At 73.8% G+C, this 22,178-nt stretch carries 19 protein-coding genes; 10 read left to right on the plus strand and 9 right to left on the minus strand.

All coding sequences use genetic code 11. From position 1 onward, the window contains the following. The first annotated feature begins 108 nt into the window (after positions 1 to 108). Complete coding sequence (locus ACN27C_RS14605) at positions 109 to 1,920, plus strand: glycoside hydrolase family 6 protein (protein WP_120573465.1); 1,812 nt, start codon at positions 109 to 111, stop codon at positions 1,918 to 1,920. Between the two features lie 107 nt (positions 1,921 to 2,027). Here the strand turns inward: ACN27C_RS14605 and ACN27C_RS14610 are convergent, their stop codons facing one another. From ACN27C_RS14610 to ACN27C_RS14630, 5 genes are all read right to left on the minus strand, one after another. Beyond that, positions 2,028 to 2,411 (minus strand): hypothetical protein, encoded by a 384-nt coding sequence (locus ACN27C_RS14610; protein ID WP_422751397.1) that lies wholly within the window; start codon positions 2,409 to 2,411, stop codon positions 2,028 to 2,030. Between the two features lie 75 nt (positions 2,412 to 2,486). Continuing rightward, positions 2,487 to 2,810: a hypothetical protein gene (locus ACN27C_RS14615; RefSeq protein WP_091422840.1), complete on the minus strand. Its 324-nt coding sequence runs from the start codon at positions 2,808 to 2,810 to the stop codon at positions 2,487 to 2,489. A gap of 17 nt (positions 2,811 to 2,827) precedes the next feature. Further along, positions 2,828 to 4,486, minus strand: a complete 1,659-nt coding sequence (locus tag ACN27C_RS14620; RefSeq protein ID WP_422751398.1) for a sodium:solute symporter family protein — start codon at positions 4,484 to 4,486, stop codon at positions 2,828 to 2,830. Between the two features lie 126 nt (positions 4,487 to 4,612). Further along, on the minus strand, positions 4,613 to 5,674 hold the full coding sequence (locus ACN27C_RS14625) for a hypothetical protein (protein WP_422751399.1): 1,062 nt from the start codon (positions 5,672 to 5,674) through the stop codon (positions 4,613 to 4,615). A 13-nt stretch (positions 5,675 to 5,687) separates the two neighbouring features. After that, positions 5,688 to 6,293 carry a hypothetical protein gene (locus tag ACN27C_RS14630; protein ID WP_120573468.1) on the minus strand — a complete coding sequence of 202 codons (606 nt, stop codon included), beginning with the start codon at positions 6,291 to 6,293 and terminating at the stop codon, positions 5,688 to 5,690. Positions 6,294 to 6,596: 303 nt separating this feature from the next. Here ACN27C_RS14630 and ACN27C_RS14635 point away from each other — a divergent pair, with 303 nt between their 5' ends. The 7 genes from ACN27C_RS14635 (at position 6,597) to ACN27C_RS14665 (ending at position 15,091) form a co-directional block, all read left to right on the plus strand. Beyond that, positions 6,597 to 8,945 (plus strand): nitrate- and nitrite sensing domain-containing protein, encoded by a 2,349-nt coding sequence (locus tag ACN27C_RS14635; protein ID WP_422751400.1) that lies wholly within the window; start codon positions 6,597 to 6,599, stop codon positions 8,943 to 8,945. Next, entirely contained in the window at positions 8,945 to 9,367 is a 423-nt protein-coding gene (locus tag ACN27C_RS14640) for a roadblock/LC7 domain-containing protein (RefSeq protein ID WP_013288181.1), read from the plus strand. The genes ACN27C_RS14635 and ACN27C_RS14640 overlap by 1 nt, the downstream gene beginning before the upstream one ends. Beyond that, complete coding sequence (locus tag ACN27C_RS14645; protein ID WP_091422853.1) at positions 9,357 to 9,746, plus strand: DUF742 domain-containing protein; 390 nt, start codon at positions 9,357 to 9,359, stop codon at positions 9,744 to 9,746. Before ACN27C_RS14640 ends, ACN27C_RS14645 begins: the two co-directional genes overlap by 11 nt. Then, positions 9,727 to 10,329 carry a GTP-binding protein gene (locus tag ACN27C_RS14650; RefSeq protein WP_262014064.1) on the plus strand — a complete coding sequence of 201 codons (603 nt, stop codon included), beginning with the start codon at positions 9,727 to 9,729 and terminating at the stop codon, positions 10,327 to 10,329. The genes ACN27C_RS14645 and ACN27C_RS14650 overlap by 20 nt, the downstream gene beginning before the upstream one ends. Before the next feature lie 101 nt (positions 10,330 to 10,430). Further along, positions 10,431 to 11,465 (plus strand): lactonase family protein, encoded by a 1,035-nt coding sequence (locus tag ACN27C_RS14655; RefSeq protein WP_422751401.1) that lies wholly within the window; start codon positions 10,431 to 10,433, stop codon positions 11,463 to 11,465. 177 nt (positions 11,466 to 11,642) lie between these two features. Then, on the plus strand, positions 11,643 to 13,397 hold the full coding sequence (locus ACN27C_RS14660; protein ID WP_262014066.1) for a VWA domain-containing protein: 1,755 nt from the start codon (positions 11,643 to 11,645) through the stop codon (positions 13,395 to 13,397). A gap of 212 nt (positions 13,398 to 13,609) precedes the next feature. Continuing rightward, the gene (locus tag ACN27C_RS14665; protein ID WP_120573473.1) at positions 13,610 to 15,091 is read left to right on the plus strand and encodes a sugar transferase; all 1,482 of its coding nucleotides are present in this window, start codon (positions 13,610 to 13,612) and stop codon (positions 15,089 to 15,091) included. Between the two features lie 10 nt (positions 15,092 to 15,101). On the opposite strand, the gene ACN27C_RS14670 is transcribed toward ACN27C_RS14665, so the two are convergent. Then, positions 15,102 to 16,232, minus strand: a complete 1,131-nt coding sequence (locus ACN27C_RS14670; protein ID WP_422751402.1) for a PP2C family protein-serine/threonine phosphatase — start codon at positions 16,230 to 16,232, stop codon at positions 15,102 to 15,104. Positions 16,233 to 16,288: 56 nt separating this feature from the next. On the opposite strand from ACN27C_RS14670, the gene ACN27C_RS14675 reads away from it, so the two are divergent. After that, entirely contained in the window at positions 16,289 to 16,843 is a 555-nt protein-coding gene (locus tag ACN27C_RS14675) for a MarR family winged helix-turn-helix transcriptional regulator (protein WP_120573475.1), read from the plus strand. A gap of 1 nt (position 16,844) precedes the next feature. Here ACN27C_RS14675 and ACN27C_RS14680 read toward each other — a convergent pair whose 3' ends face one another. The 3 genes from ACN27C_RS14680 to ACN27C_RS14690 form a co-directional block, all read right to left on the minus strand. Further along, on the minus strand, positions 16,845 to 17,879 hold the full coding sequence (locus ACN27C_RS14680) for a B12-binding domain-containing protein (protein WP_396852909.1): 1,035 nt from the start codon (positions 17,877 to 17,879) through the stop codon (positions 16,845 to 16,847). Then, the gene (locus tag ACN27C_RS14685; RefSeq protein WP_422751403.1) at positions 17,876 to 19,543 is read right to left on the minus strand and encodes a PP2C family protein-serine/threonine phosphatase; all 1,668 of its coding nucleotides are present in this window, start codon (positions 19,541 to 19,543) and stop codon (positions 17,876 to 17,878) included. The genes ACN27C_RS14680 and ACN27C_RS14685 overlap by 4 nt, the downstream gene beginning before the upstream one ends. A 132-nt stretch (positions 19,544 to 19,675) precedes the next feature. Further along, entirely contained in the window at positions 19,676 to 20,935 is a 1,260-nt protein-coding gene (locus ACN27C_RS14690) for an ROK family protein (protein WP_422751404.1), read from the minus strand. Positions 20,936 to 20,988: 53 nt separating this feature from the next. Here ACN27C_RS14690 and xylA point away from each other — a divergent pair, with 53 nt between their 5' ends. Continuing rightward, positions 20,989 to 22,176 carry a xylose isomerase gene (gene xylA, locus ACN27C_RS14695; RefSeq protein WP_013288170.1) on the plus strand — a complete coding sequence of 396 codons (1,188 nt, stop codon included), beginning with the start codon at positions 20,989 to 20,991 and terminating at the stop codon, positions 22,174 to 22,176. The last annotated feature ends 2 nt before the right edge of the window (positions 22,177 to 22,178 follow it).

Here is a 22,178-nt window from a genome sequence, read left to right on the forward strand (position 1 = left end):
TCCCCCGAAGAACCCCCTGGCGCGCACGGCCGTCCCCGCAGGACGACCGCCGCCGCCATTTGCGCCGGGCCGTACGCGGATCCGGTCTCGCCCAAGGAGATCAGTGGCATGAATCTGTGGAGAAGGCTGTCCGGCCGGAACCGGACGCTTGCGCTCACCGGCGCCGGCGTCCTGGTAGCCGGTGGACTGGTGACCCTCCCGGTCACCGCGGCGCAGGCCGCCACCCAGTGCAGCGTGACCTATACGACCAGCGACTGGCCCGGTGGATTCACCGGCAACGTGACCATCAAGAACATCGGTGACGCGCTCAGCTCGTGGAGCCTCGGCTTCACCTTCCCGAACAGCTCGCAGCGGGTGGTGAACGGCTGGTCCGCGCGGTGGTCCCAGAGCGGCCAGAACGTCACCGCGCAGAACGAGTCGTACAACGGGTCGCTCGCCAGCGGCGCCAGCACCACCATCGGCTTCAACGGCTCCTGGAGCGGCAGCAACCCGAAGCCGACCCAGTTCACGCTCAACGGCACGGTCTGCAACGGCGGCACGCCGTCCACCAGCACCCCGCCGACGAGCACGCCGCCGACCAGCACGCCGCCCACCAGCACGCCGCCGACGACGGCGCCGCCGCCCACGACGGCCCCGCCGCCCACGACTCCGCCGCCGGGGCAGCGGGTCGACAACCCGTACGCCGGTGTGAAGGGGTACGTGAACCCCGAGTGGAAGGCCAAGGCCGAGTCGGTGTCCGGCGGCAGCCGGGTCTCCAACAACCCGACCGCGGTCTGGATCGACCGGATCGCCGCCATCAACGGCACGCCGGACAGCAGCTCCAACGGCGCGATGGGCGTGCGTGACCACCTGGACGCCGCGGTCGCCCAGGGCGCCGGCTACATCCAGTTCGTCATCTACAACCTGCCCGGCCGCGACTGCTCCGCGCTCGCCTCCAACGGTGAGCTGGGCCCGGACGAGCTGCCCCGCTACAAGGCCGAGTACATCGACCCGATCGCCGCGATCCAGGGCGACTCGAAGTACCGGAACCTGCGCATCGTCAACATCATCGAGATCGACTCGCTGCCCAACCTGGTGACCAACACCTCGGGCAACGCGGGCGGCACGGTCATGTGTGACACGGTGAAGGCCAACGGCGCGTACGTGAACGGTGTCGGCTACGCCCTGGCGAAGCTGGGTGCGATCGGCAACGTCTACAACTACATCGACGCCGCCCACCACGGCTGGATCGGCTGGGACAGCAACTTCGGCCCGGTCGCCGACCAGCTCAAGGCCGCCGCCGTCGCGTCCGGCAGCACCGTCGCCAACGTGCAGGGCTTCATCGTCAACACGGCGAACTACTCCGCCCTGAAGGAGCCGTACGTCAAGGTCACCGACTCGGTGAACGGCCAGACCGTCCGGCAGTCCAAGTGGATCGACTGGAACCAGTACGTCGACGAGCTGTCGTTCGCCCAGGCGTTCCGGCAGAAGCTGGTCTCGGTCGGCTTCGACAGCAACATCGGCATGCTGATCGACACCTCCCGCAACGGTTGGGGCGGCTCCGCCCGGCCGACCGGCCCCGGCCCGTCGACCAGCGTGGACGCCTACGTCGACGGTGGCCGGGTCGACCGGCGCCTGCACACCGGCAACTGGTGCAACCAGGCCGGCGCGGGTCTCGGCGAGCGGCCGCGGGCCAACCCGGAGACCGGGATCGACGCCTACGTCTGGGTGAAGCCCCCGGGTGAGTCGGACGGCTCCAGCAAGGAGATCCCGAACAACGAGGGCAAGGGCTTCGACCGGATGTGCGACCCGACCTACACCGGTAACGCCCGCAACGGCAACAACATGTCCGGCGCCCTGGCCGACGCGCCGATCTCCGGCGCGTGGTTCCCGGCCCAGTTCCAGCAGCTCATGCAGAACGCGTACCCGCCGCTCTCCTGAGTCGCGGCCGGACCACCCGCGGCGGCGGGAGTGAGGCACCGCCGCGCGGGTTCCCCGGGCCCCTGGTCGACGCCCACGTCGGCCAGGGGCCCTCGGCCGTTCCGGTGTCAGGGAACGGTGCGCTCGATCGCCGCCCGGCCCAGCTCGGCCAGGTCGCGGCGGGCCCGTTCCAGGTTCTCCGGCGTCACGTCCTGGCCCCGGGCCTGCACCAGGTCCGCCGGGTCCCAGGGCTGCTCGGCGCCGGTACGGATGTCGTCCGGTGCGGCACCGGTGCCGGTGCCGGTCGCGCCGGTCCCGGCCGCGTACGGGTCACCGATGAGGTTCGGCGACCCGGTGTCCGGCACCGCGCCGTCGGGCTCGGTGAAGGTGGGGTTGTCCGGGTCGGTGCCGCTGTTGCGCAACTGGGGCACCGTGCTGTCGTCGTCCACCGCCGCGGCCACCTCGGGGGTCTCCTCCAGCGGCCGCTCGCCACCGCGGTCACGATCGGTCATGCTGCTGCCCTCCTGTCCCTTCGCGTGATCCCCGTGGCCTACCCGGTGCGGGCCGCGCCATGCGGGCGGAGGGGGTCAGGACTCGTCGCGCTGCGGCTCCGGCGCCTCGGTCGGGCGCAGCCGCTGCCACAGCAGCATCAGCAGGCCGAACACCAGCATCGCCGCGCCGGCCCACAGGTTGATCCGGACGCCCTGCGCCTTGTCGATCTCGGCGGACGTGTCGAACAGCCCCATCAGGCCCACGATCAGCCCGTACACCACGAACAGGCCGCCGATGACCCGGCGGATGTCGAACAGCCGGGCCGCGGCGGAGCGTTCCTCCCGGGCGTCCTCGGTCTCGTCGACCAGCGGGTCGTGCGCCTCGCCGCCCTGGTAGTGGCGGTCCGCGTTGTCTGCCATGGCGTGCGTCCCCTCCTTTAGAAGACCGGGATGTAGAACAGGGCGGCGAGGATCACGGCGACGACGCCGAGCAGCACCGGGGAGCGGTACCAGGCGGTGTCGCCGGCCAGCGAGTCGTCGGCGAGCGTCGTGTCGCTGAGGCCGTACACCAGTCCGGTCAGCTCCCGGTCGGTCTTCGGCCGGGTCAGCGGCGTGATGATCGCGGCCACCACCGCGACTGTGGCGAAGGCCAGGCCCGCGCCCCAGAAGCTCTCCTCCAGGTCCGAGTTGAAGCTGATCACGCCGCCCTTGTAGAGCAGGTAGGTGGCGGTCGCGACGACGGTGCCGGACAGCAGCGACCAGAACCCGGCCAGCGGCGTCATCCGCCGCCAGAACATGCCGATGATGAACGTGCCGAACAGCGGCGCGTTGAAGACCGAGAACAGCGCCTGGATGTAGTTCATGATGTTGCTGAACCCGGCCGCGATGAACGCGGTGCCGATGCCGATCACCACAGCGGCGACGGTGGCGAGCCGGCCCACCTTGACGTAGTACTCGTCCGGCTTGTCCCGCCGGAAGTACGCCTGCCAGATGTCGTACGTGAAGACGGTGTTGAACCCGCTGACGTTCGCCGCCATGCCGGCCATGAACGAGGCCACCAGGCCGGTGACCGCGATGCCGAGGACGCCGTTGGGCAGCAGGTCGCGCATGAGCAGCGGGATCGCGTTGTTGTAGACCAGGTCGCCCTCGTCGGCGCCCAGCCCCTTCACCGTGACCAGGGCGATCAGGCCGGGGATCACGGTGACCGCCGGGATGAGCAGCTTCGGGTACGCGGCGATGATCGGCGTACGCCGGGCGGCGCTCATGTTCCGCGCGGACAGCGCGCGCTGCACCTCGGCGAAGTTGGTGGTCCAGTAGCCGAAGGAGAGCACGAAGCCGAGGCCGAACACGATGCCCAGCCAGTGCGCGCCGAGCGGGTTGTCGGTGCTGCCGGTGCCCTCCCAGGCGTGCAGTCCGGCCTCGCCGAGTCTGGAGTCGCGGACCGCGTCCATCAGGCCGCTGACGCCGCCGACCTTGACCAGTCCGATCACCGTGATCGGCACCAGACCGGCGATGATCACGAAGAACTGGAGCACCTCGTTGTAGATCGCGCCGGAGAGCCCGCCGACGGTGATGTACGCCAGCACGATCACCGCGCCGACGATGATCGCGAACCACAGCGGCCAGCCGAGCAGCGCCTGCATGATCAGGGCCAGCGCGTAGAGGTTCACGCCCGCGATGAGCACCTGCGCGACCGCGAAGCTGATCGCGTTGAGCAGGTGGGTGGGGCGGTTGAAGCGCAGCCGCAGGTACTCGGGGACGCTGCGGACCTTGGAGCCGTAGTAGAACGGCATCATCACGATGCCGAGGAAGACCATCGCCGGCACGGCGCCGATCCAGTAGTAGTGCACGGTCATGATGCCGTACTGGGCGCCGTTGGCGGCCATGCCGATGATCTCCAGCGCGCCCAGGTTCGCCGAGACGAACGCCAGGCCGGTGACCCAGGCGGGCAGCGAACGGCCGGAGAGGAAGAAGTCCACGCTGGTACGGATCGCGCGCCGGGCGGCGAAACCGACGCCGAGCACCGTGACGAAGTAGAGCGCCAGGATCAGATAGTCCAGGGCGTTCATGTTCAACCGCAGGCCGCCACCGCCCATGCCCGTGCTCCCCTCGTGTGCACCGCTGCCCGCACGTACCCCGATTGCGAGGTATCATACCTGCTGTTCGGTCCGGGCACGGGGAAGCCCCGGCCGAGTCACCGGCCGGGGCTTCGTCACGGGTTCTCAGCGGCCGAGCACGCGGTCCAGGAAGTCGCGGTAGCCGCGTACGGCGACCCGGAGCTGCTCGGTGTCGGTGGAGCCGGACTCCTGCCAGGCGCCGAGCCGGGTGCGCTGCTCGCGCAGGGCCGTGGAGAGCGCCTCGATCGCCTCCTCGACCAGCGACTCCGCCTCGCCGACAGCGGCGCGCGGGTCGTCCACGAAGCGCAGCTGCACGTCACGCCAGCGGTCCCGGAAGCCCTGGGCGGCCTCCGGCGCGAACAGCGTCGCCGCGTCGGCCGGCACCGCGCCGGGTGCGGGCCGAGCCGCGCCGGCCAGGCCCGTGCCGGCGGCTGCCGCGCCCGCCGCCGCGCCGGCGGTGGCCGTGTCCACCCCGTGCCGCCGGTCGGCGTCGTCGGTGGCGGGGACGGGCTCGGCGTCCGGGTCGACCAGGCCCGGCTCGGCGCTGCCGTACCCGACCGCGCCGTCGGCCGCCGCGTCGTCCCGGACGACGCCGTCGATGCGGTCGTCGGTGTCGTCCCGGCCGTCACCGTCGACGTCCTGGTCGGTGGTGCCGGAGTGCTCGGCGTCCCAGCGGTCCCGGTCGTGCAGGCGGTCCCCGGCGGTCGGGTCGGCCCGCTCGTCGTCCAGCGGGTCGGTGCGTCCCGGCGCGCCGTCGCCCGGCGCAGCGGTGTCCTCGCCGCGCGCGTCGCGCTCGTCCTGCGGGCGGCCGCTCGCCAGGGCCGAGGCGGCGACCGCGTCGCCCACCGTGGCCGCGCCGAACGCCGTCGGCAGCGGCGCCGGCTCGTGGAACGGGGGCCGCCCGTCGTCGTCGGTCCGGTCGGCCGCGTCGCGCAGCTCCCCGGCGTCGTAGGCGCGGGTCTCGTCGACCTCGGCGTCACGCCGCTGGTCGGCGACCGCCGGGTCGTCGAAGGTGCCCCGGTCGTCCAGCGCGTCCTCGGGCACGTCGGCCCGGTCGGCGTCGCGCCGGTCGGCGTCGGTGTGCTCGCCCGGCTGCGGCACCGGTACCGGTGCGGACCGGACGGCCTCGGGGTGGTCCTGCGTGACCTGCTGTTCCTCCTGGCGCATGGCGGCGGCCTCCTCAGCGGCTCGGGACGTCGTGGTCGTGGTCGTGGTCGGGGTGGCGCTGCTCCGGCTGCTGCGTGGAGGTGTGCACCGGGTCCTCGCCGAGCAGGTCGGCGAAGAGGGCCCGGTAGTGCACGAGCGCCTGCCGGAGGTCCTCGGTGCCGGCCTCACCGCGCTCGTTGCGCTGCCGGATCTCGTGGGCGTCGCGGTAGTGGGTGAGCGTGCGGGCGTGCTCGACGGAGAGGTGGGCGATCTGGTCCGAGAAGTCCCCGGTGGGGTATCCGCGCTCGGCGATCAGGCTGCTGACCAGCTCGTCGGCCTCGCCGACGGTCTCCGCGGGGGAGTCGACGAAGCGCACCTGGAGTTCCTCCCAGGCGGCGGCGTAGCGGGCCCGGGACTCCGGGCTCAGCGGGGTCAGCTCCAGCTCGGCGTGCCGGCGCTCGCGTTCCCGCAGCTCACGCTCGGCGGCGCTGCGGCTGTCCTGCTCGGCGACGGCCCGGTCGTACTCGGGGCCGAAACGTTCCCGCAGCGCCCGGCGGCGGCTGGCGACCACGGCTACCGCGACGAGCGCGGCGATGACGGCGACGACGATGACTATGACGACTACCTGGGTGGACGACATGGCTCCTCCTTCGCACGCTGGTATTCCCTCGTGCGGGTGATCGCCAATCCCGTTGTGCGGCACTTTCCGCCCCGGCCGGGAAAAAGGCGCGCTGCCGCGACCGCCGTCCGGTGCCGCAGCGGTGTCCGACTGAGCCCGTCGTGCCCGTCTCGGACCGTAGTGAGAGCCGAGACGGCCGGTAGTGCATCCGCCCCGGATTACGTATCCTGCCCAAGGCGTCCGGGCCGGGGCCCGGCGTCGTGGCCGGCGAAACGGCGGCCGCTGCCGGCGCCACCGAGCGACACCTTCCCGGGCGAGGTCTGATTGAACACCCGTGACTGGCCGATCCGCGCCAAGCTGACCGCGCTGGTCATCGGCCCGGTGACCGGGCTGCTGGCGTTGTGGATCTTCGCCACCACGCTCACCTTCGGGCCCGCACTCGACCTGCTCTCCGCGCGTACCCTCCTCTACGACCTGGGCCGTCCCGGCGAGGCCGTGGTGGCCGAGCTGCAACGCGAGCGGCGGCTGTCGGTGGTCCAGCTCGCCGGCGACCGCGCCCTCCCCGAGCTGACCGAGCAGCGGGTACGCACCGACGACGCGATCGTCGAGCTGCGCCGCAAGGTCGACGGCGGGGACCTGCGCGACGTCGCCGACGCCCAGCTCGACAACCGGCTCGACCAACTCGTCTCGGCGCTCGACGCGCTGCCCGCCGGGCGGGTGTTCATCGACGACCGGAAGGTCGACCGGGCCGGTGCCGTCGGCCTCTACAGCGGAATGATCGGCTCGGCGTTCCAGGCGTTCGGCGCCATGGCCGCGCTGCCCGACGCGCAGCTCAACCGGGAGGCCACCGCGCTGACCGCGCTGGGCCGCTCCCGGGAGTTGCTCGGGCAGGCCGACGCGCTGCTGGCCGGCGCCGTCACCGCGGGCCGGTACGCCGAGGGCGAGCACGAGCAACTCGTACGCACAATCGAGAACCAGCGCTTCCTCGCCGAGATCGCGGTCGCCGACCTGCCGCCCGGGGAGCGGACCGCGTACCAGCGGATGACCGAGGGCGCCGGGTTCCTCCGGCTGCGCGCGCTCCAGGACAGCCTGATCCGCTCGCCCGGGCTGCCCGCCCGGTTCGACATGCGGGCGTGGGAGACCGGCCACGCCGAGGTGTGGCAGAGCCTGCGCGACTTCGAGCTGCGCGGCGCGGACGCCCTCGCCGAGCGGTCCGTGCCGATGGCCACCCGGATCCTCGTCCAGCTCGCCGCCGCCGGTGTGCTGGGCCTGATCGCGATCGTGGTGTGCGTACTGGTGGCGCTGCGGGTCGGCCGGTCGCTGGCGCAGCGGCTGACCGGCGTGCGCGCCGCCGCGACCGAGGTGGCGGAACGCTGGCTGCCCGACGTGGTCGCGCGGCTGCGCCGGGGCGAGGAGGTCGACGTGGCCAGGGAGGCGCCCGAGCTGGACCACGGCGGCGACGAGATCGGCCAGGTGGCGCGCGCCTTCAACGAGGTGCGCCGGACCGCGGTCCGGGCCGCCGTCGACGAGGTGACGCTACGCCGGGGCTTCAACGAGGTGATCCTCAACCTGGCCCGCCGCAGCCAGGGGCTGGTGCACCGGCAGCTGGCGCTGCTGGACCGGCTGGAACGGCGTACCGAGGACCCGGACGAGCTGGCTGGGCTGTTCCAGGTCGACCACCTGGCGACGCGGCTGCGGCGGCACGCCGAGGACCTGGTCATCCTCGCCGGGGCCGCGCCCGGACGGGGCTGGCGCCGCCCGGTCGCCGCTGTCGACGTGATGCGCGGCGCGATCTCCGAGGTCGAGGCGTACGACCGGGTCGACGTGGGCGAGGTGGCGCCGGCCGGGGTGCTCGGCCGCGCCGTCGGCGACGTGATCCACCTGCTCGCCGAGCTGATCGAGAACGCGACCACGTTCTCCCCGCCCGGCACCCGGGTGGACGTCACCGGCCGCAGCGTCCCGGGCGGCTACACCATCGAGATCCTCGACCGGGGGCTGGGCATGTCCGCGCCGGCCCTGGCCGAGGCCAACCGCAAGCTGGCCGAGCCACCGGAGTTCGACCCGGCCGGCAGCGCACGGCTGGGGCTGTTCGTGGTGGCGCGACTGGCCGCCCGGCACGGCGTCCGGGTGGAGCTGCGGCCGTCCCGCCCGGCCGGGATCGTGGCAGCGGTGTTCGTACCGGCGGAACTGATCACCGACGAGCCGCCGGTGGGTGCGGACGCCTCCGCCGGGCCGGAACGGCGGCGCCTGGCCAAGGTGACCCGGCTGACCACCGTGCCCCGGCCGGTCCGCCCGGTCCGGCCGGGCCGGGACCGGTCGGAGAGCACAGTCGTCCCGCTGCAGTCGGCGCGGGCCTCGACGGTGGAGCCGCCCGCCGACGACGACGGGCTGCCCCGCCGGATCCGGCGTCGCGGCGCGACCGCCCGTCCCCGCGCCGCCGTCGCCGACACCCCGGCCCACCGCACCCCCGAGGAGGCCCGCCGGGCCATGTCGGCGTTGCAGGCCGGCACTGCCCGCGGACGCCGGGACGGCTCCCGCGCCGCCGGAACCGATCCGGCCACCCCCGCCAGCGAAACGCGCGACACCGGTACGCCGTCCACCACCGCGGGGCCGGCCGTGGAGCCCGCCCCGCCGGCGCCGGACCAACGAACCGCGACTGAGAGGGACGCCTAGTGGTGCACACGACGCGGCAGAACGCCGATCTCGACTGGCTGCTCGACGACCTGGTGGAGCGTGTTCCCGCCGCCCGCCAGGCGGTGGTGCTCTCGGCGGACGGGCTCCTGCTCGGCGCCTCCACCGACCAGGACCGGACCGACGCGGAACACCTCTGCGCGCTGGCGTCCGGCTTCTCCGGGCTGGCCAAGGGCGCCACCCGGCACCTGGGCGGCGGCGCGGTCCGCCAGACGGTGGTGGAGATGGAGTCGGCCTACCTGTTCGTGACCGCCGCCGGGCAGGGCGCCTGCCTGGCGGTGGCCAGCGACGCCGACGCCGACATCGGCCTGGTGGCGTACGAGATGGCGATGCTCGTCATCCGGGTCGGGGAGAACCTGGCCGCGCCGAGCCGGGTGGCGGGGGAGCGGACCGATGCGCGCTGAGTCGCCGGGGCCGCAGCACGAGTGGCTGGACGCCGACGCCGGCCCGGTGGTGCGCCCGTACACGCTCACCGGCGGCCGGGTGCGCCCGCCCGTCGACGGCTTCGACCTGCTGGCGTTCGTGCTCGCCGCCCCCGGCGCGGACCCGGCCGGCACGCCCGGTCTCCAGCCGGAGCACCGCCGCCTGATCGAGCTGGCCCGGCGGCCGAAGGCCGTGGCCGACCTCGCCGCCGACCTTGACCTCGCCGTGGGCGTGGTCCGGGTGCTGCTCGGCGACCTCCTCGCCCATGGGCTCGTCGCGGTGCACCGGCCACCGGCCACCGCGTACCTGCCCGACGACAACATCCTCAAGGCGGTGGTCAGTGGACTCCGTGCGCTATGACCGGGAGCCGGAGGCGCCACGAGTGCCGCTGGCTTTGAAGATCCTCATCGCCGGCGGCTTCGGCGCCGGAAAGACGACGCTGGTCAGCGCGTTGAGTGAGGTCCGGCCGTTGCAGACCGAGGAGGTCCTGACCGGTGCCGGGCTCGGCACCGACGACGTCTCCGGGGTCGAGCAGAAGTCGACCACGACGGTGGCGATGGACTTCGGGCGGATCACCATCAACGACGACCTCCAGGTCTATCTGTTCGGCACCCCGGGCCAGGACCGGTTCTGGTTCCTCTGGGACGAGCTGGCCTTCGGCGCGCTCGGTGCGGTGGTGCTCGCCGACACCCGCCGGCTGGCCGACTGCTTCCCCTCGATCGACTACTTCGAGCAGCGGGGCATCCCGTTCGTGGTGGGCGTCAACTGCTTCGAGGGTTCCCGCCGGTTCGGCCTGGAGGCGGTCCGCGACGCGCTGGACCTGGACCCGGACGTCCCGCTGGTGCTCTGCGACGCCCGGGACCGGCAGTCCGGCAAGCTGGTGCTGATCTCGCTCGTCGAGCACGTGGCGCGGCAGCGCGGCGAGCCGGTGCCGGTGGGCTGAGCACGCCGTACCCGATCCGTCGGGCCTGGTGGGACCGACCGGGCGCGCCACCGGGAAGCCTCTGGTTGGATCGCAGGCAGGACCGACGAGAGGTGGGTGCGGTGACCGGGCAGGACGAGATCGTCCACATCGGCGGCTACACGGCGGAGACGGGCGGGCGGGCCGAGGGCGTCGTGGCGGCCCGGCGGGACCGGGCGACCGGGGAACTGACCCCGCTGGGCGTCGTGGCGGTCACCCCGTCGCCGTCGTTCCTGGTGCGGCATCCGGCGCTGCCGGTGCTGTACGCGTGCAACGAGCTGCCCGCCGGGCAGGTGAGCGCGTTCCGGGTGGCGGCGGACGGCGACCTCGCGCCGCTCGGTGTCCGCGAGACCGGCGGCGCGGAGCCGTGCCACCTGGCGGTCGCACCGGACGGGCGGCACCTGTTCGTGGCGAACTACGGCGGCGGCAGCGTGGCGGTGTTCGGCCTGGACGCCGACGGCGTGCCGGGGGAGCGCACCGACCTGGTGCGGCACTCCGGCCACGGCGCCGACCCGCAGCGGCAGGAGCACGCGCACTGCCACATGGTCTCGCCCGACCCGGCCGGCGGTGGGCTGCTCGCTGTCGACCTGGGCACCGACTCCGTCTACCGGTACGCGGTCGACGCCGGCACCGGCCGGTTGACCGAGCGGGAGCCCCGGCTGCGGACGGCGCCCGGGACCGGGCCCCGGCACCTGGCCCGGCACCCGGACGGGCGGCGCCTCTGGCTCGTCGGCGAGCTGGACGCCACGGTCACCGCGTACGAGCTGACGCCGGACGGGCCGCGTCAGCGGACGCGCGTCGACGCCAGCGGCCGGACCGGGCACGTCCAGCCCTCCGAGGTGACTGTCGGGCCGGGCGGGCGTTTCCTCTACGTGGGCAACCGCGGCGTGGGCACGATCTCCGTCTTCGCGCTCGACGGCCCGGCGCCGGAGCTGGTGGCCGAGGTTGACACCGGCGGCGAGTGGCCGCGGCACTTCGCGTTCGCCGGGGAGCACCTGTACGTGGCCGACGAGCGGGCCGACATGATCAGGATCTTCCGGGTCGATCCGGACGGCGGGGTGCCGGAGCCGGTGGGGGAGCCGGTGCCGATGGCGAGCCCGACGTGCGTCCGACCGTGACCGGACGGTCACCAAGTGACAGTCCGAAGTGGATTGACCTCACCATAAATGACTGACCAGTAACTTAGCGTATGGGTTAGCTGATCAACTGTTTCTGCTGCGTAACTTTCGTCCGAACGGTTGTGGTGGTAACCCCACGAGGTACGCAAGATGGTCACCGTGTCTGGCCGCCATCGCATGCGTTCTCACCTCCGCGGAGCAGGTGCCGCCGCCGTGGCGGCCGCCCTGGTCGCCGTCGTAGCCGGCTCCTGGTTCGGTTACCAGCAGCTGGCCGGCCCGAACTGTTCGGGCCGCGTCGAGCTGTCGGTGGCGACCGCCCCGGAGATCGCCCCCGCGGTGCGCGCCGCCGCCGACCAGTGGGTCTCCGACGGCGCCGCGGTGGGCGGAACCTGCATCGCGGTCAACGTCTCCTCGGCCGAGCCGGTCGAGGTGGCCGCCGCGGTGGCGAGCAAGCACGGTGCCACGCTCGCCGGCGTCGGGCAGGCCAGCGGCACCGCCGTCACCCCCGACGTCTGGGTGCCGGACTCCTCGACCTGGCTGGTCCGGCTCAAGAGCGGCGGGGCCAGCGCGTTCGCGCCGACCAACGGCGCGTCCATCGCACGCAGCCCGGTCGTGGTGGCGCTGCCCGAGCCGGTGGCCTCCCGCATAGGGTGGCCGGACAAGGAACTCCGCTGGTCGGACCTGCTGACCCAGGTCACCGCCAGCAAGCCGCTGCGGGCCGGGATCGTCGAGCCGACCCAGGACGCGGCCGGCCTGTCCGGCCTGCTGTCGCTGACCGCCGCGGCCAGTTCCGCCGGTGAGTCCGGCTCGCCGAAGGCGCAGGAGGCGATGGTCGGCGCGCTGCGGGCCCTCGCCACCAACCGGTCCTCGCTGCGGCAGGACCTCCTCGCGCGATTCCCGCGCTCGTCCGACCCGACGGCGATCGCCAACGGGCTGGGGGCGGCGGCGCTGTCCGAGGAGGACGTGATCGCCTACAACAGCACCAAGCCGCCGATCCGGCTCGCCGCGCTGTACCTGCAGCCGCCGCCGATCTCGCTGGACTACCCGTTCGCGGTGCTGCCCGGCATCGAGCCGGCCAAGGCGTCCGCCGCCAAGGTGCTCTTCGAGGTGCTGCGTACGCCGGGCTTCAAGGACCGGCTCGCCGCGCAGGCGCTGCGCGCGCCGGACGGCAACTGGGGCCGGGGTTTCCAGGCGCCGACCGGCGCGCCGAGCCCGGCCAACGGCGGCGAGCGTCAGGTGCCGCCGTCGGGCCAGGGCGGCGCGGCCGACCTCGACCCCGGTGCCATCTCGACCGCCACCACCACCTGGTCGGTGGCCACCCAGTCCGGCCGGATGCTCTGCGTCATCGACGTCTCCGGCTCGATGAAGAAGCCGGTCGCGACCGCCAACGGCGCCAGCCGGGAGCAGGTCACGGTGGCCGCCGCGAGCCAGGGCCTCGGGCTGTTCGACGACTCCTGGTCGATCGGCCTCTGGACGTTCTCCACCAACCTGCAGGGCTCGCAGGACTGGAGCGAGCTGGTCGGAATAAAGCCGCTGTCCAGCAACCGGGGCGCGCTGCAGCGCGGCCTGGCCTCGATCAAGCCCTCCAGCGGCAACACCGGCCTGTACGACACCATGCTCGCGGCGTACAAGAAGGTGCAGCAGGACTGGGAGCCGGGCAAGGTCAACTCGATCGTGCTGTTCACCGACGGCAAGAACGAGGACGACAACGGCATCTCGCAGAAGGAACTGCTGGACCAGCTGAAGAAGCTGAAGGACGACGAGCAGCCGGTCCAGGTCGTCATCATCGGCATCGGCACCGAGGTGAACCGGGCCGAGCTGGAGTCGATCACCAAGGTCACCGGCGGCGGCGCGTTCGTCACCACCGACCCCAGCAAGATCGGCGAGATCTTCCTCCGGGCGATCGCGCTGCGGCCGCCCGCTCCCCGCTGACCTGAAGCTCAGCGCTAGTCTTCCGCCGTACCGGAAATCCGGTACGGCGGAAGGCTTCCCGGGTCAAGACACGGGATGAGAACTGACGGTAATGCGTCCGAATCAATCGGTAACCATAATTGTCCAGGCATGATGACCGGGTGCCTCGACCGCGGGCTCCACACCGGAGCCGGGTGGGGACGGGGCGGTCCTGAGCGAAGTGGGGAGGGCCGGTGACCTCGGCGACGCTGTTGACCCCTGCCACGTCGTCGCGACCCGGTGGTGAACGCCCGGGCAAGACGACGCGAGCGGCGGAGCGGGCCTACATCCGGGTCCTGGTGGTGCTGGACACCGCCGTGCTCGCGGTGGCCATCCTGGTCGGTTACCTGGCCCGGTTCGGCGACGAGGAGCCGACCGGTTCCGAGATCCCGTACGTGGTGGTCGCCCCGGTGCTGCTGCTGGTCTGGCTCGTCTCGCTCAAGGCGATGCGGTGCTACGACGACCAGGTGCTCGGCTACGGCGCCGACGAGTACCGCCGGGTCAGCGCGGCCAGCATGCGACTCGCCGGCGGCATCGCCATCGCCGGGTACATCGCCGACGTCGGCGTCTCCCGGGGCTTCCTGGCCATCTCCTTCGCCGTCGGCACGATCGGGCTGGAGGTGGCGCGGTTCGCGGCCCGCAAGCGGCTGCATCGGGCCCGCGACCGGGGCGCCGGCTGGTCCCGCAAGGTGCTCGTGGTGGGCGACACCGCGCACGTGCTGGAGCTGGTGCACACGCTGCGCCGGGAGCCGTACGCCGGCTATCAGGTGGTCGGCGCGTGCATCCCGGACGCGCTGCTCGCCCCGGTGCCGCAGCGGCTGGGCGACGTGCCGGTGGTCGGCAGCTTCCGGGGCATCCCGGAGGCCGCCACCGCCATCGGCGCCGACACGGTGGCGGTCACCGCCTCGGGCGAGCTGACCGCGACCCGGTTGCGCCGCCTCGGCTGGCAGCTGGAGGGCACCGGCGTCGACCTGGTGGTGGCACCGGCGCTGACCGACGTGGCCGGTCCCCGCATCCACACCCGTCCGGTCGCCGGCCTGCCGCTGATCCACGTCGAGGCGCCCGAGTTCCGCGGCGCCCGCAAGCTGGTCAAGGGCTTCGTCGACCGGTCGATCTCGTCGATCGCCCTGCTCGTGCTGGCGCCGCTGCTGATCGTGATCGCGCTCGCCATAAAGATCGACAGCCGCGGTCCGGTGCTGTTCCGGCAGACCCGGGTCGGCCAGGGCGGCGAGGAGTTCGGCGTCTTCAAGTTCCGCACCATGGTGGTCAACGCCGACGCCCTGCTCGCCGAGCTGGCCGCGCGCAACGAGACCGACGGCCTGATGTTCAAGATGCGCGACGACCCGCGCGTCACCCGGGTCGGCCGGCTGCTGCGCAAGTGGTCGCTGGACGAGCTGCCCCAGCTCGTCAACGTGCTGCTCGGCCAGATGAGCCTGGTCGGCCCGCGCCCGCCGCTGCCGTCCGAGGTGGCCAGGTACGACGGCGACGTGGCACGCCGGCTGCTGGTCAAGCCCGGCATGACCGGCCTCTGGCAGGTCAGCGGCCGGTCGGACCTGAGCTGGGAGGACGGCATCCGGCTGGACCTCTACTACGTGGAGAACTGGTCGCTGGCCGCCGACCTGACCATCCTCTGGAAGACGTTCGGCGCGGTGGTCAACAGCCGCGGCGCGTACTGAGAGGGGCGGGTCAGGGCTGCGGCCCCAGCCAGTCCAGGCAGACCACCACCGCGTCGTCCACCAGGTCACCGGAGACGAAGGCCCGCAGGTCGCCGATCAGCGACCGGACCGCGTCCAGCGGCTCCATCGGCCCGGTCCGGCGCAGGAACCGGTCCAGCGCCACCTCGCCGTAGCGCACCTGCTCGGTGGTGGCCTCGATCACGCCATCGCTGACCACGAAGAGCCGGTCCTCGCGCTCCAGGCGGAACCGCTGCGGGCGGTAGTCGGTGCCCTCGAACATGCCGAGCGGGAACTGCTTGTCCAGCTCCTGCTCGGTCACCTCGCCGGCCCGCAGCCGCAGCAACCGCGGCGAACCGGCGTCGACCACGGTCAGCTCGCCGGTGGCCAGGTCCAGCTCGATCAGGAGCACGGAGACGTGCTGTTCGCCCCGGTGCTGGGCGTAGATCGCCTGGTCGGCCAGCGCGGCCTGGTCGGCCAGGTCGAGCCCGGCCCGGCGCGCGTTGCGCAGCGCGTACGTGGCCAGCGAGGCGAGCAGCGCCGCGGCCACCCCCTCGCCGTAGCCGTTCAGCACCGCCAGCCAGAGCCGGTGGCCGTCGTCGGACCAGTCGAAACTGTCCCCGCGCACCGCGTACGCCGGCTCCAGCTGCCCGGCCAGGCTGAAAGACGGGCGGATCCGGCTGCGCCCGGGCAGCAGCTCCCACTGCATCTCGGCGGCCAGCGTGAGCCGCCGGCTGCGCCGGGCCGTCCGGTAGATGTCGGTGGTCGCCATGACCGCGCTCAGCTCGTGCCCGAGCACCGTGGCGATGGTGTCCAGCTCCCGGCGGGCGTCCGGGTCGGCGGGCACCGGCGAGACCTCGAGCACGCCCCGGCGTTCGCCGCGCATGCCCACCGGGAACCAGCCGACGCCGTCGGCGATCACCGGCTCCTGGTGGTCGAAGGCGCGCCAGGCCGGGTGGCCGGGACCGGTGACCGCCGCGCCGTCACCCAGCGGCAGCAGCTCGGCGAGCCGGTAGTCGACCTGGTAGAGCTCGATGCGGGTGACGCCGTACGTGCGCGCCAGCTCGGCGGCGAGCCGATCCACGATGAGATCCGTCGGCGCCTCGGTCAGGACCCGGCGCGCGTGGCCCTCCGCTCCGCTCATCTTTGCTCCTTTGCACAGGTCGCCGGGCAGATCCGGGGAGTAGTCTCGGGCCCACCATGACCGAAGAGCGCGGTCCCCGGGGACCTGAAACGAGTACGTCCGCCGCCCTGGACGAGGCGGCCGGCACCTTGCTCGCCGTCTGGGAGGCCGCCCGGGAGCGCACCACCAGCCGGCTGTCGAGTGCCCAGCTACGCGCGATCATGGTCGTCGAGCAGTATGACGGCATCAACCTCCGCCGTCTCGCCACGCTCACCGACATGTTGCTCTCCTCCGCCAGCCGGCTGTGCGACCGGCTGGTCGCGGCCGGGATGCTGGAGCGCGAGCCGGGCCGCTACGACCGGCGGGAGATCTCGCTGCACCTCACGCCCGCCGCCCTACGGCTCCTCGCCGAGCTGCGTGCCGACCGGCGGCGCCGGCTGGAGCGGATCCTGGCCGGGATGAGCCCGGAGGGCCGGGCCGCGCTGGTACGCGGCATGCGCGAGTTCGACGAGGTGGGCCGGCGCGGCGAGGCCACCGTGGCGGAGGGCTGGCCGATGCTGCAGCCCTCCGGGGAACGGATCGGCGACCCGGTCGGGCCGGCCGGCGAGCCTCCGGTGGCCCGTACCGCCTGACTCAGCCGGCCCGGCCGGGATCGTCCGGCGCGCCTTCGCGGGCGGCCCGCAACCGGGCCACCACCCGGGGATGCTCGGTGAGCGCCCGCTCCAGCGTGCCGAGCACCTCGTCCAGCAGCGCCCGGCCGCCCCGGGACGTCAGCGCCTCCTCCTGCCACCCGACGAAGTCGCGCAGCAGCCGGTCGTCGTCCACCCGCACGGCCGCGATCAGTGCGTCCACCAGGTGCGCGATACCGGCGGCGACATCCTCGGCGTGCTCCTCGGGCGGGTCCACCGTGGCGAGCGCGAGCCCGACCAGCTCACGCCGCCGGTGCAGCACCGCCACGTACGAGTCGTCGGGCGGGGGCGGCGGCGCTCCGGTGTGCGCGGCCGACAGCGGCCGTTCCAGCAGCGCCACCGCGTCCCGGGCGCTGGCGCCCCAGCCCGCCGCGCCGATCGCGGTGGCCCACCGGCCGTCCGGGCCGAAGCCGGGACCACCGGCCAGGACCGGCACCCCGGCCGCGCGGCTGGCCTCCACCATCCGCGCCGCCCGGACCAGCCGGTTCGGCTGTACGCAGCTCAGCAGCACCGCGTCCGGGCCGGTCTGATGCAGGTAGGAGACCAGATGCCGGGCCGGCACGCTGGCGCCGAGGAACGTGACCCGCCAGCCGGCCGCCCGGACCACCTCGGTGACGATGCGGGCGGCCAGCGCGTGCCACTCGCCCTCCACGCAGGCCATCACCACGTGACCGCGCCGCGGCGGGCCGGCCGTCGCGCCCAGCGCGTCCACCACCTGCTCGCTGACGTGGGTGGCGGCGTGCTCCTGGGCGACGCTCCACGAGCCGGTGAGCCAGCGCCGGCCGACCTCCCGCTGCGCCGCCGCGACCAGGTCGACCAGGACGTCCGCGACCGAGAAGCCGTCGGCCAGCAGGCCGCGCGCCAGCGCGACCGCGCCGGCCCCGTCGGCGGCGTCCAGGCGGTCGAGGTACGCGGCGAGCGTCTCCGGCCCGATCCGGCGCCCGGCCGCGGGGGTGGGGCGGTCAGGCGGCGGCGTCACCCGGCCGCCACGGCGAGCATGGCGATGTCGTCGTGGGGCTGCCCGTCCAGCCATTCGTCGACGAGCTGGAGCACCCGGTCGACGAGCGCGGCGGGCGGAAGCCCGGCGCCGGTGGCGAGCGCCTGACGCAACCGGGCGTCGCCGAACATGGCCGGCTCGGTCGGGCCGCCCCGGGCCTCGGTCACCCCGTCGGTGTACGCCAGCAGCAGGTCACCCGGCGCCAGCCGTACCTCGCTGTCGGCGAACCGGGCGTCGGTGAGCGCGCCCACCGGCATGCCGCCCACCCGGACCGTCTCGACGCCGCCGCCGGCGCGGACGACGAGCGGCGACGGGTGCCCGCCACCTGCCACCCGGATCAGCAGCCCGCCGTCCGGCTCGCGGCGCAGCGCACCGAGCAGGAGCGTGGTGAACTGGGCCCGGCGGGCCGCGTCGGGAGCGTCCAGCAGCGCCCGGTTGAGCAGTTCCAGCAGCTCCCGGGGGCGTTGCTCGACCAGGCGCAGGGTCTGCAGCGACTGGCGGACCCGGCCGGTCAGCACGGCCGCGCCGACGCCCTTGCCGCAGACGTCGCCGAGCGCGAACAGGCCGCCGTCGCCGGTGGGGAACAGGTCGTAGAAGTCGCCGCCGATGCGCAGGCTGTCCCCGGCGGCGCGGTAACCGCCGGCGAGCGTCATCCCGGGCAGGCGGGGCAGCGCCGGCGGGAGCAGGCTGTTCTGGAGCACCCGGGCCAGGTGCGCCTGCTCGCCGTACAGCTCGGCCGCGGCCAGCGCGGCGCCGGCCCGGCCGGCGAACTCCCGGGCCAGGCCGATCTCCCGGCTGTCGAAACCGGGCCGCTCCCGGCGGCGGGCCAGCACCAGCGCGCCGGCCGGACCACCGGCGCTGGGCATCGGGCTGATCAGCACGGTGCCCGGGCGGCCGAATCCGGCGGGCAGCACCTCGGCCAGGTCGGCCAGCTCGGCGTCCAGCCAGGGGCTCGGTTCGGTGAGGTCGCCGTCGAGCGCCTCGACCAGGCCGGGCACCGACTCCAGGGTGGGCCAGCCGGCCAGGCCGGTGACCGGGCCGGGGTCGCCGGTGGCGTACCGGATCCAGTGCGGCTGGTCCTCGGCGGGTGGCGGCGGGCGGTGCACCACGACTGCCGCGTCGGCCAGGTAGGGCACCGGCAGCGTCACGGCGGTACGCAGCGTCTGCTCGCGGTGCAGGGACAGCCCGAGCCGGCTGCCCGCCTCGGCGAGGAACGCGGTGCGCGACCGTTCGGCGAGCAGCGCGTCGGTGCGCGCGTGTTCCTCGGTGACGTCCCGGACGTACCAGGCGCTGCGGTCGTCGGCCAGGGGACGCCGCACGCCGCGCAGCCGCCGGCCGTGGTGGTCGGTCTCGAACGCGTCCGACCCGGCGGCGGCCGCGTCGGCCAGCGCCGGCACCCGGCACGCGCTCAGGTCGACGCCGGGCGTCACCTCGGGGAGCAGGTCGGCGGCCATCGCGTTGACGAGCGTCACCACCCCGCCGTGGTCGACGGTCACGACCGCCTCGGCGAGCCCGTCCAGCAGCTCCCGGGCCAGGTGGTCGTCAGCCGGCAGCGCGGCCTCGGCAACCCGCCGGGGCCGTCTCCGCGAGGCGTGTCCACCGCCGCTGACCGGCCCCGCGACACCGCCCCGGCGCGCGGCGGTCACCTCCGGTGGCCGGGCGCTTCGGTCGGTCGACCCCTGCGCATGCTGTCGGTGCACCCCTCACTCGGCGACATGTTGCCTGGCGGCAAGCGTACCGAGCGCAGGCACGGAATGCCCGTCCAGGATCATCCCGGATCAGGTGGTCCGGGCCAGCCAGCCCACCGGCCGGTCGACGATCCGGCGGACCACCGAGCCGGCGCCGCCGACCGCCGCGGACTGCGCCCCGAGCACTGCCGGACGCACCGTGACCGGCGCCCATCCGGCGGTGAGCACCCGCCGGGAGACCTCCGCCTCCACCGTCGGCCGCAGCCAGGGCGCGAGCCGGGCGTATCCGCCCCCGAGCACCACGGTGTCCAGATCCAGCAGGTTCACCACGCCCGCGACGGCGATCCCGAGGGCGGTGCCGGCGTCGATCAGGGCGGTCAGCGTGGCCGGGTCACCGGCTTCGGCCAGGTCGGCGAGCCGGGTGGCGGCGGTGTCCGCCGGAAGTTCCGCGCCGGGCAGTCCGGCGGCGGCGAGGATCGCCTCCTGGCCCGCGTACCGCTCCAGGCAGCCCTGGCCGCCGCAGCGGCACGGCCGGCCCTGCGGCTGCACCGGGAAGTGACCGATCTCTCCGCTCCAGCCGCGTGCGCCCCGGTAGAGCGCGCCGTCGAGCACGATCCCGGCGCCGATGCCGATCTCGCCGGTGACGTGCAGGAAGCTGCGCGCGCCGCCCGGGCCGGCGTACAGCTCGCCGAGTGCGGCCAGGTTCGCCTCGTTGTCGACCACCAGCGGGGGCACCCCGTCGACCGGCTCGGCCAGCGGGTGACCGGTGAGCAGCGCCGGCACGTCCACGTCCCGCCAGCCGAGGTTCGGCGCGAGCCGGACCAGGCCGCCGTCGCCCACCAGGCCGGGCACGGCGAGCGCCGCGCCGGCCAGGGTCAGCCCGTCGCGTACGGCGGCGGCGCGCGCCTCGGCGGCCAGCGCGGCGAGCCGGGCGAGCGCGTCGGCGGGGGAGACCGGGCGCAGGTCGGCGCGGCGGACCAGGTGGTGCCGGACCGTGCCGGTGAGGTCGACGACGCAGGCCGCCAGGTAGTCGACGTTCACCTCCAGGCCGAGCCCGGCCGGGCCGTCGGAGGCGAGCACGAGGCCCCGGGCCGGGCGGCCCGCTCCGGTACGCGGTTCCGGCTCCGCCTCGACGACCAGCCGGCCGGCGATCAGGTCGTCCACCACGGCGGAGACGGTGGCCCGGGTGAGGCCGGTGTCGGCGGCGATCCCGGCGCGCGAGGGCGGCCGTTCGGCGGCGGCGATCCGCCGGAGCACCACCGCGAGGTTCAACTCGCGCAGGCTGCCCTGCCGGACCGCCCCGGCGGTGCTGGTGCTTGTCACCTCTTGACACTGCCACATCGCCGCCATTTAATTCAACCGCTGAACAAATCGCGGACGACACCACCACCTGGAGGTCTGCCATGGCACCCCGCCCCACCCCCGCGGACAAGTTCTCCTTCGGCCTCTGGACGGTGGGCTGGCCGGCCCGTGACCCGTTCGGGGACGCCACCCGCCCCGAGCTGGACGCCGTAGAGGCGGTGCACCGGCTCGCCGAGCTGGGCGCGTACGGCATCACCTTCCACGACGACGACCTGGTCCCGTTCGGCGCGGACGCGGCCACCCGCGACGCCCGGCTGAGCCGCTTCCGCAAGGCCCTCGACGAGACCGGCCTGGTCGTGCCGATGGTCACCACCAACCTGTTCAACCACCCGGTGTTCAAGGACGGCGGCTTCACCAGCAATGACCGCGACGTGCGCCGGTACGCGCTGCGCAAGGTGCTGCGCAACATCGACCTCGCCGCCGAGATGGGCGCGAAGACGTTCGTCATGTGGGGCGGCCGGGAGGGCGCCGAGTACGACGTGGCCAAGGACGTCCAGGCCGCGCTGGACCGCTACCGCGAAGCGGTCGACCTGCTCTGCGAGTACGTCGTCGACAACGGCTACGACCTGCGCTTCGCGCTGGAGCCCAAGCCGAACGAGCCCCGGGGCGACATCCTGCTGCCCACCGTCGGGCACGCGCTCGGCTTCATCTCCACGCTGGCCCGCCCCGAGATGGTCGGGCTCAACCCGGAGGTCGGGCACGAGCAGATGGCCGGGCTGAACTTCGCCCACGGCATCGCCCAGGCGCTCTGGCAGGGCAAGCTGTTCCACATCGACCTCAACGGCCAGCGCGGCATCAAGTACGACCAGGACCTGGTCTTCGGCCACGGCGACCTGCTCAACGCGTTCGCCCTGGTCGACCTGCTGGAGCACGGCGGCCCGAACGGCGGCCCGGCCTACGACGGCCCGCGCCACTTCGACTACAAGCCGTCCCGCACCGAGGACATGACCGGCGTGTGGGCCTCCGCCGAGGCGAACATGCGGACGTACCTGCTGCTCAAGGAGCGGGCCGCGGCGTTCCGCGCCGACCCGGAGGTGGTCGAGGCGCTCGCCGCCGCCCGGGTGGCCGAGCTGGCCACCCCGACGCTCAACCCCGGTGAGGGCTACCGCGAGCTGCTGGCCGACCGGACCGCGTTCGAGGAGTTCGACCCGGAGGCCGCCGGGGCGAAGGGCTTCGGCTTCGTCCGGCTCAACCAGCTCGCCGTCGAGCACGTGCTCGGCGCGCGCTGAGG

It is taken from the genome of Micromonospora sp. WMMD1219, assembly GCF_049315215.1.
Taxonomy (GTDB): domain Bacteria; phylum Actinomycetota; class Actinomycetes; order Mycobacteriales; family Micromonosporaceae; genus Micromonospora; species Micromonospora tulbaghiae.

What these genes read in the sequence shown, in the direction of transcription:
- xylA (WP_013288170.1), top strand. Translation starts at nt 20,989, where the DNA reads ATGGCACCCCGCCCCACCCCCGCGGACAAGTTCTCCTTCGGCCTCTGG.
- ACN27C_RS14630 (WP_120573468.1), bottom strand. Translation starts at nt 6,293, where the DNA reads ATGTCGTCCACCCAGGTAGTCGTCATAGTCATCGTCGTCGCCGTCATC.
- ACN27C_RS14605 (WP_120573465.1), top strand. Translation starts at nt 109, where the DNA reads ATGAATCTGTGGAGAAGGCTGTCCGGCCGGAACCGGACGCTTGCGCTC.
- ACN27C_RS14615 (WP_091422840.1), bottom strand. Translation starts at nt 2,810, where the DNA reads ATGGCAGACAACGCGGACCGCCACTACCAGGGCGGCGAGGCGCACGAC.
- ACN27C_RS14660 (WP_262014066.1), top strand. Translation starts at nt 11,643, where the DNA reads ATGCGTTCTCACCTCCGCGGAGCAGGTGCCGCCGCCGTGGCGGCCGCC.
- ACN27C_RS14620 (WP_422751398.1), bottom strand. Translation starts at nt 4,486, where the DNA reads ATGGGCGGTGGCGGCCTGCGGTTGAACATGAACGCCCTGGACTATCTG.
- ACN27C_RS14675 (WP_120573475.1), top strand. Translation starts at nt 16,289, where the DNA reads ATGACCGAAGAGCGCGGTCCCCGGGGACCTGAAACGAGTACGTCCGCC.
- ACN27C_RS14610 (WP_422751397.1), bottom strand. Translation starts at nt 2,411, where the DNA reads ATGACCGATCGTGACCGCGGTGGCGAGCGGCCGCTGGAGGAGACCCCC.
- ACN27C_RS14690 (WP_422751404.1), bottom strand. Translation starts at nt 20,935, where the DNA reads ATGGCGGCGATGTGGCAGTGTCAAGAGGTGACAAGCACCAGCACCGCC.
- ACN27C_RS14645 (WP_091422853.1), top strand. Translation starts at nt 9,357, where the DNA reads ATGCGCGCTGAGTCGCCGGGGCCGCAGCACGAGTGGCTGGACGCCGAC.
- ACN27C_RS14670 (WP_422751402.1), bottom strand. Translation starts at nt 16,232, where the DNA reads ATGAGCGGAGCGGAGGGCCACGCGCGCCGGGTCCTGACCGAGGCGCCG.
- ACN27C_RS14625 (WP_422751399.1), bottom strand. Translation starts at nt 5,674, where the DNA reads ATGCGCCAGGAGGAACAGCAGGTCACGCAGGACCACCCCGAGGCCGTC.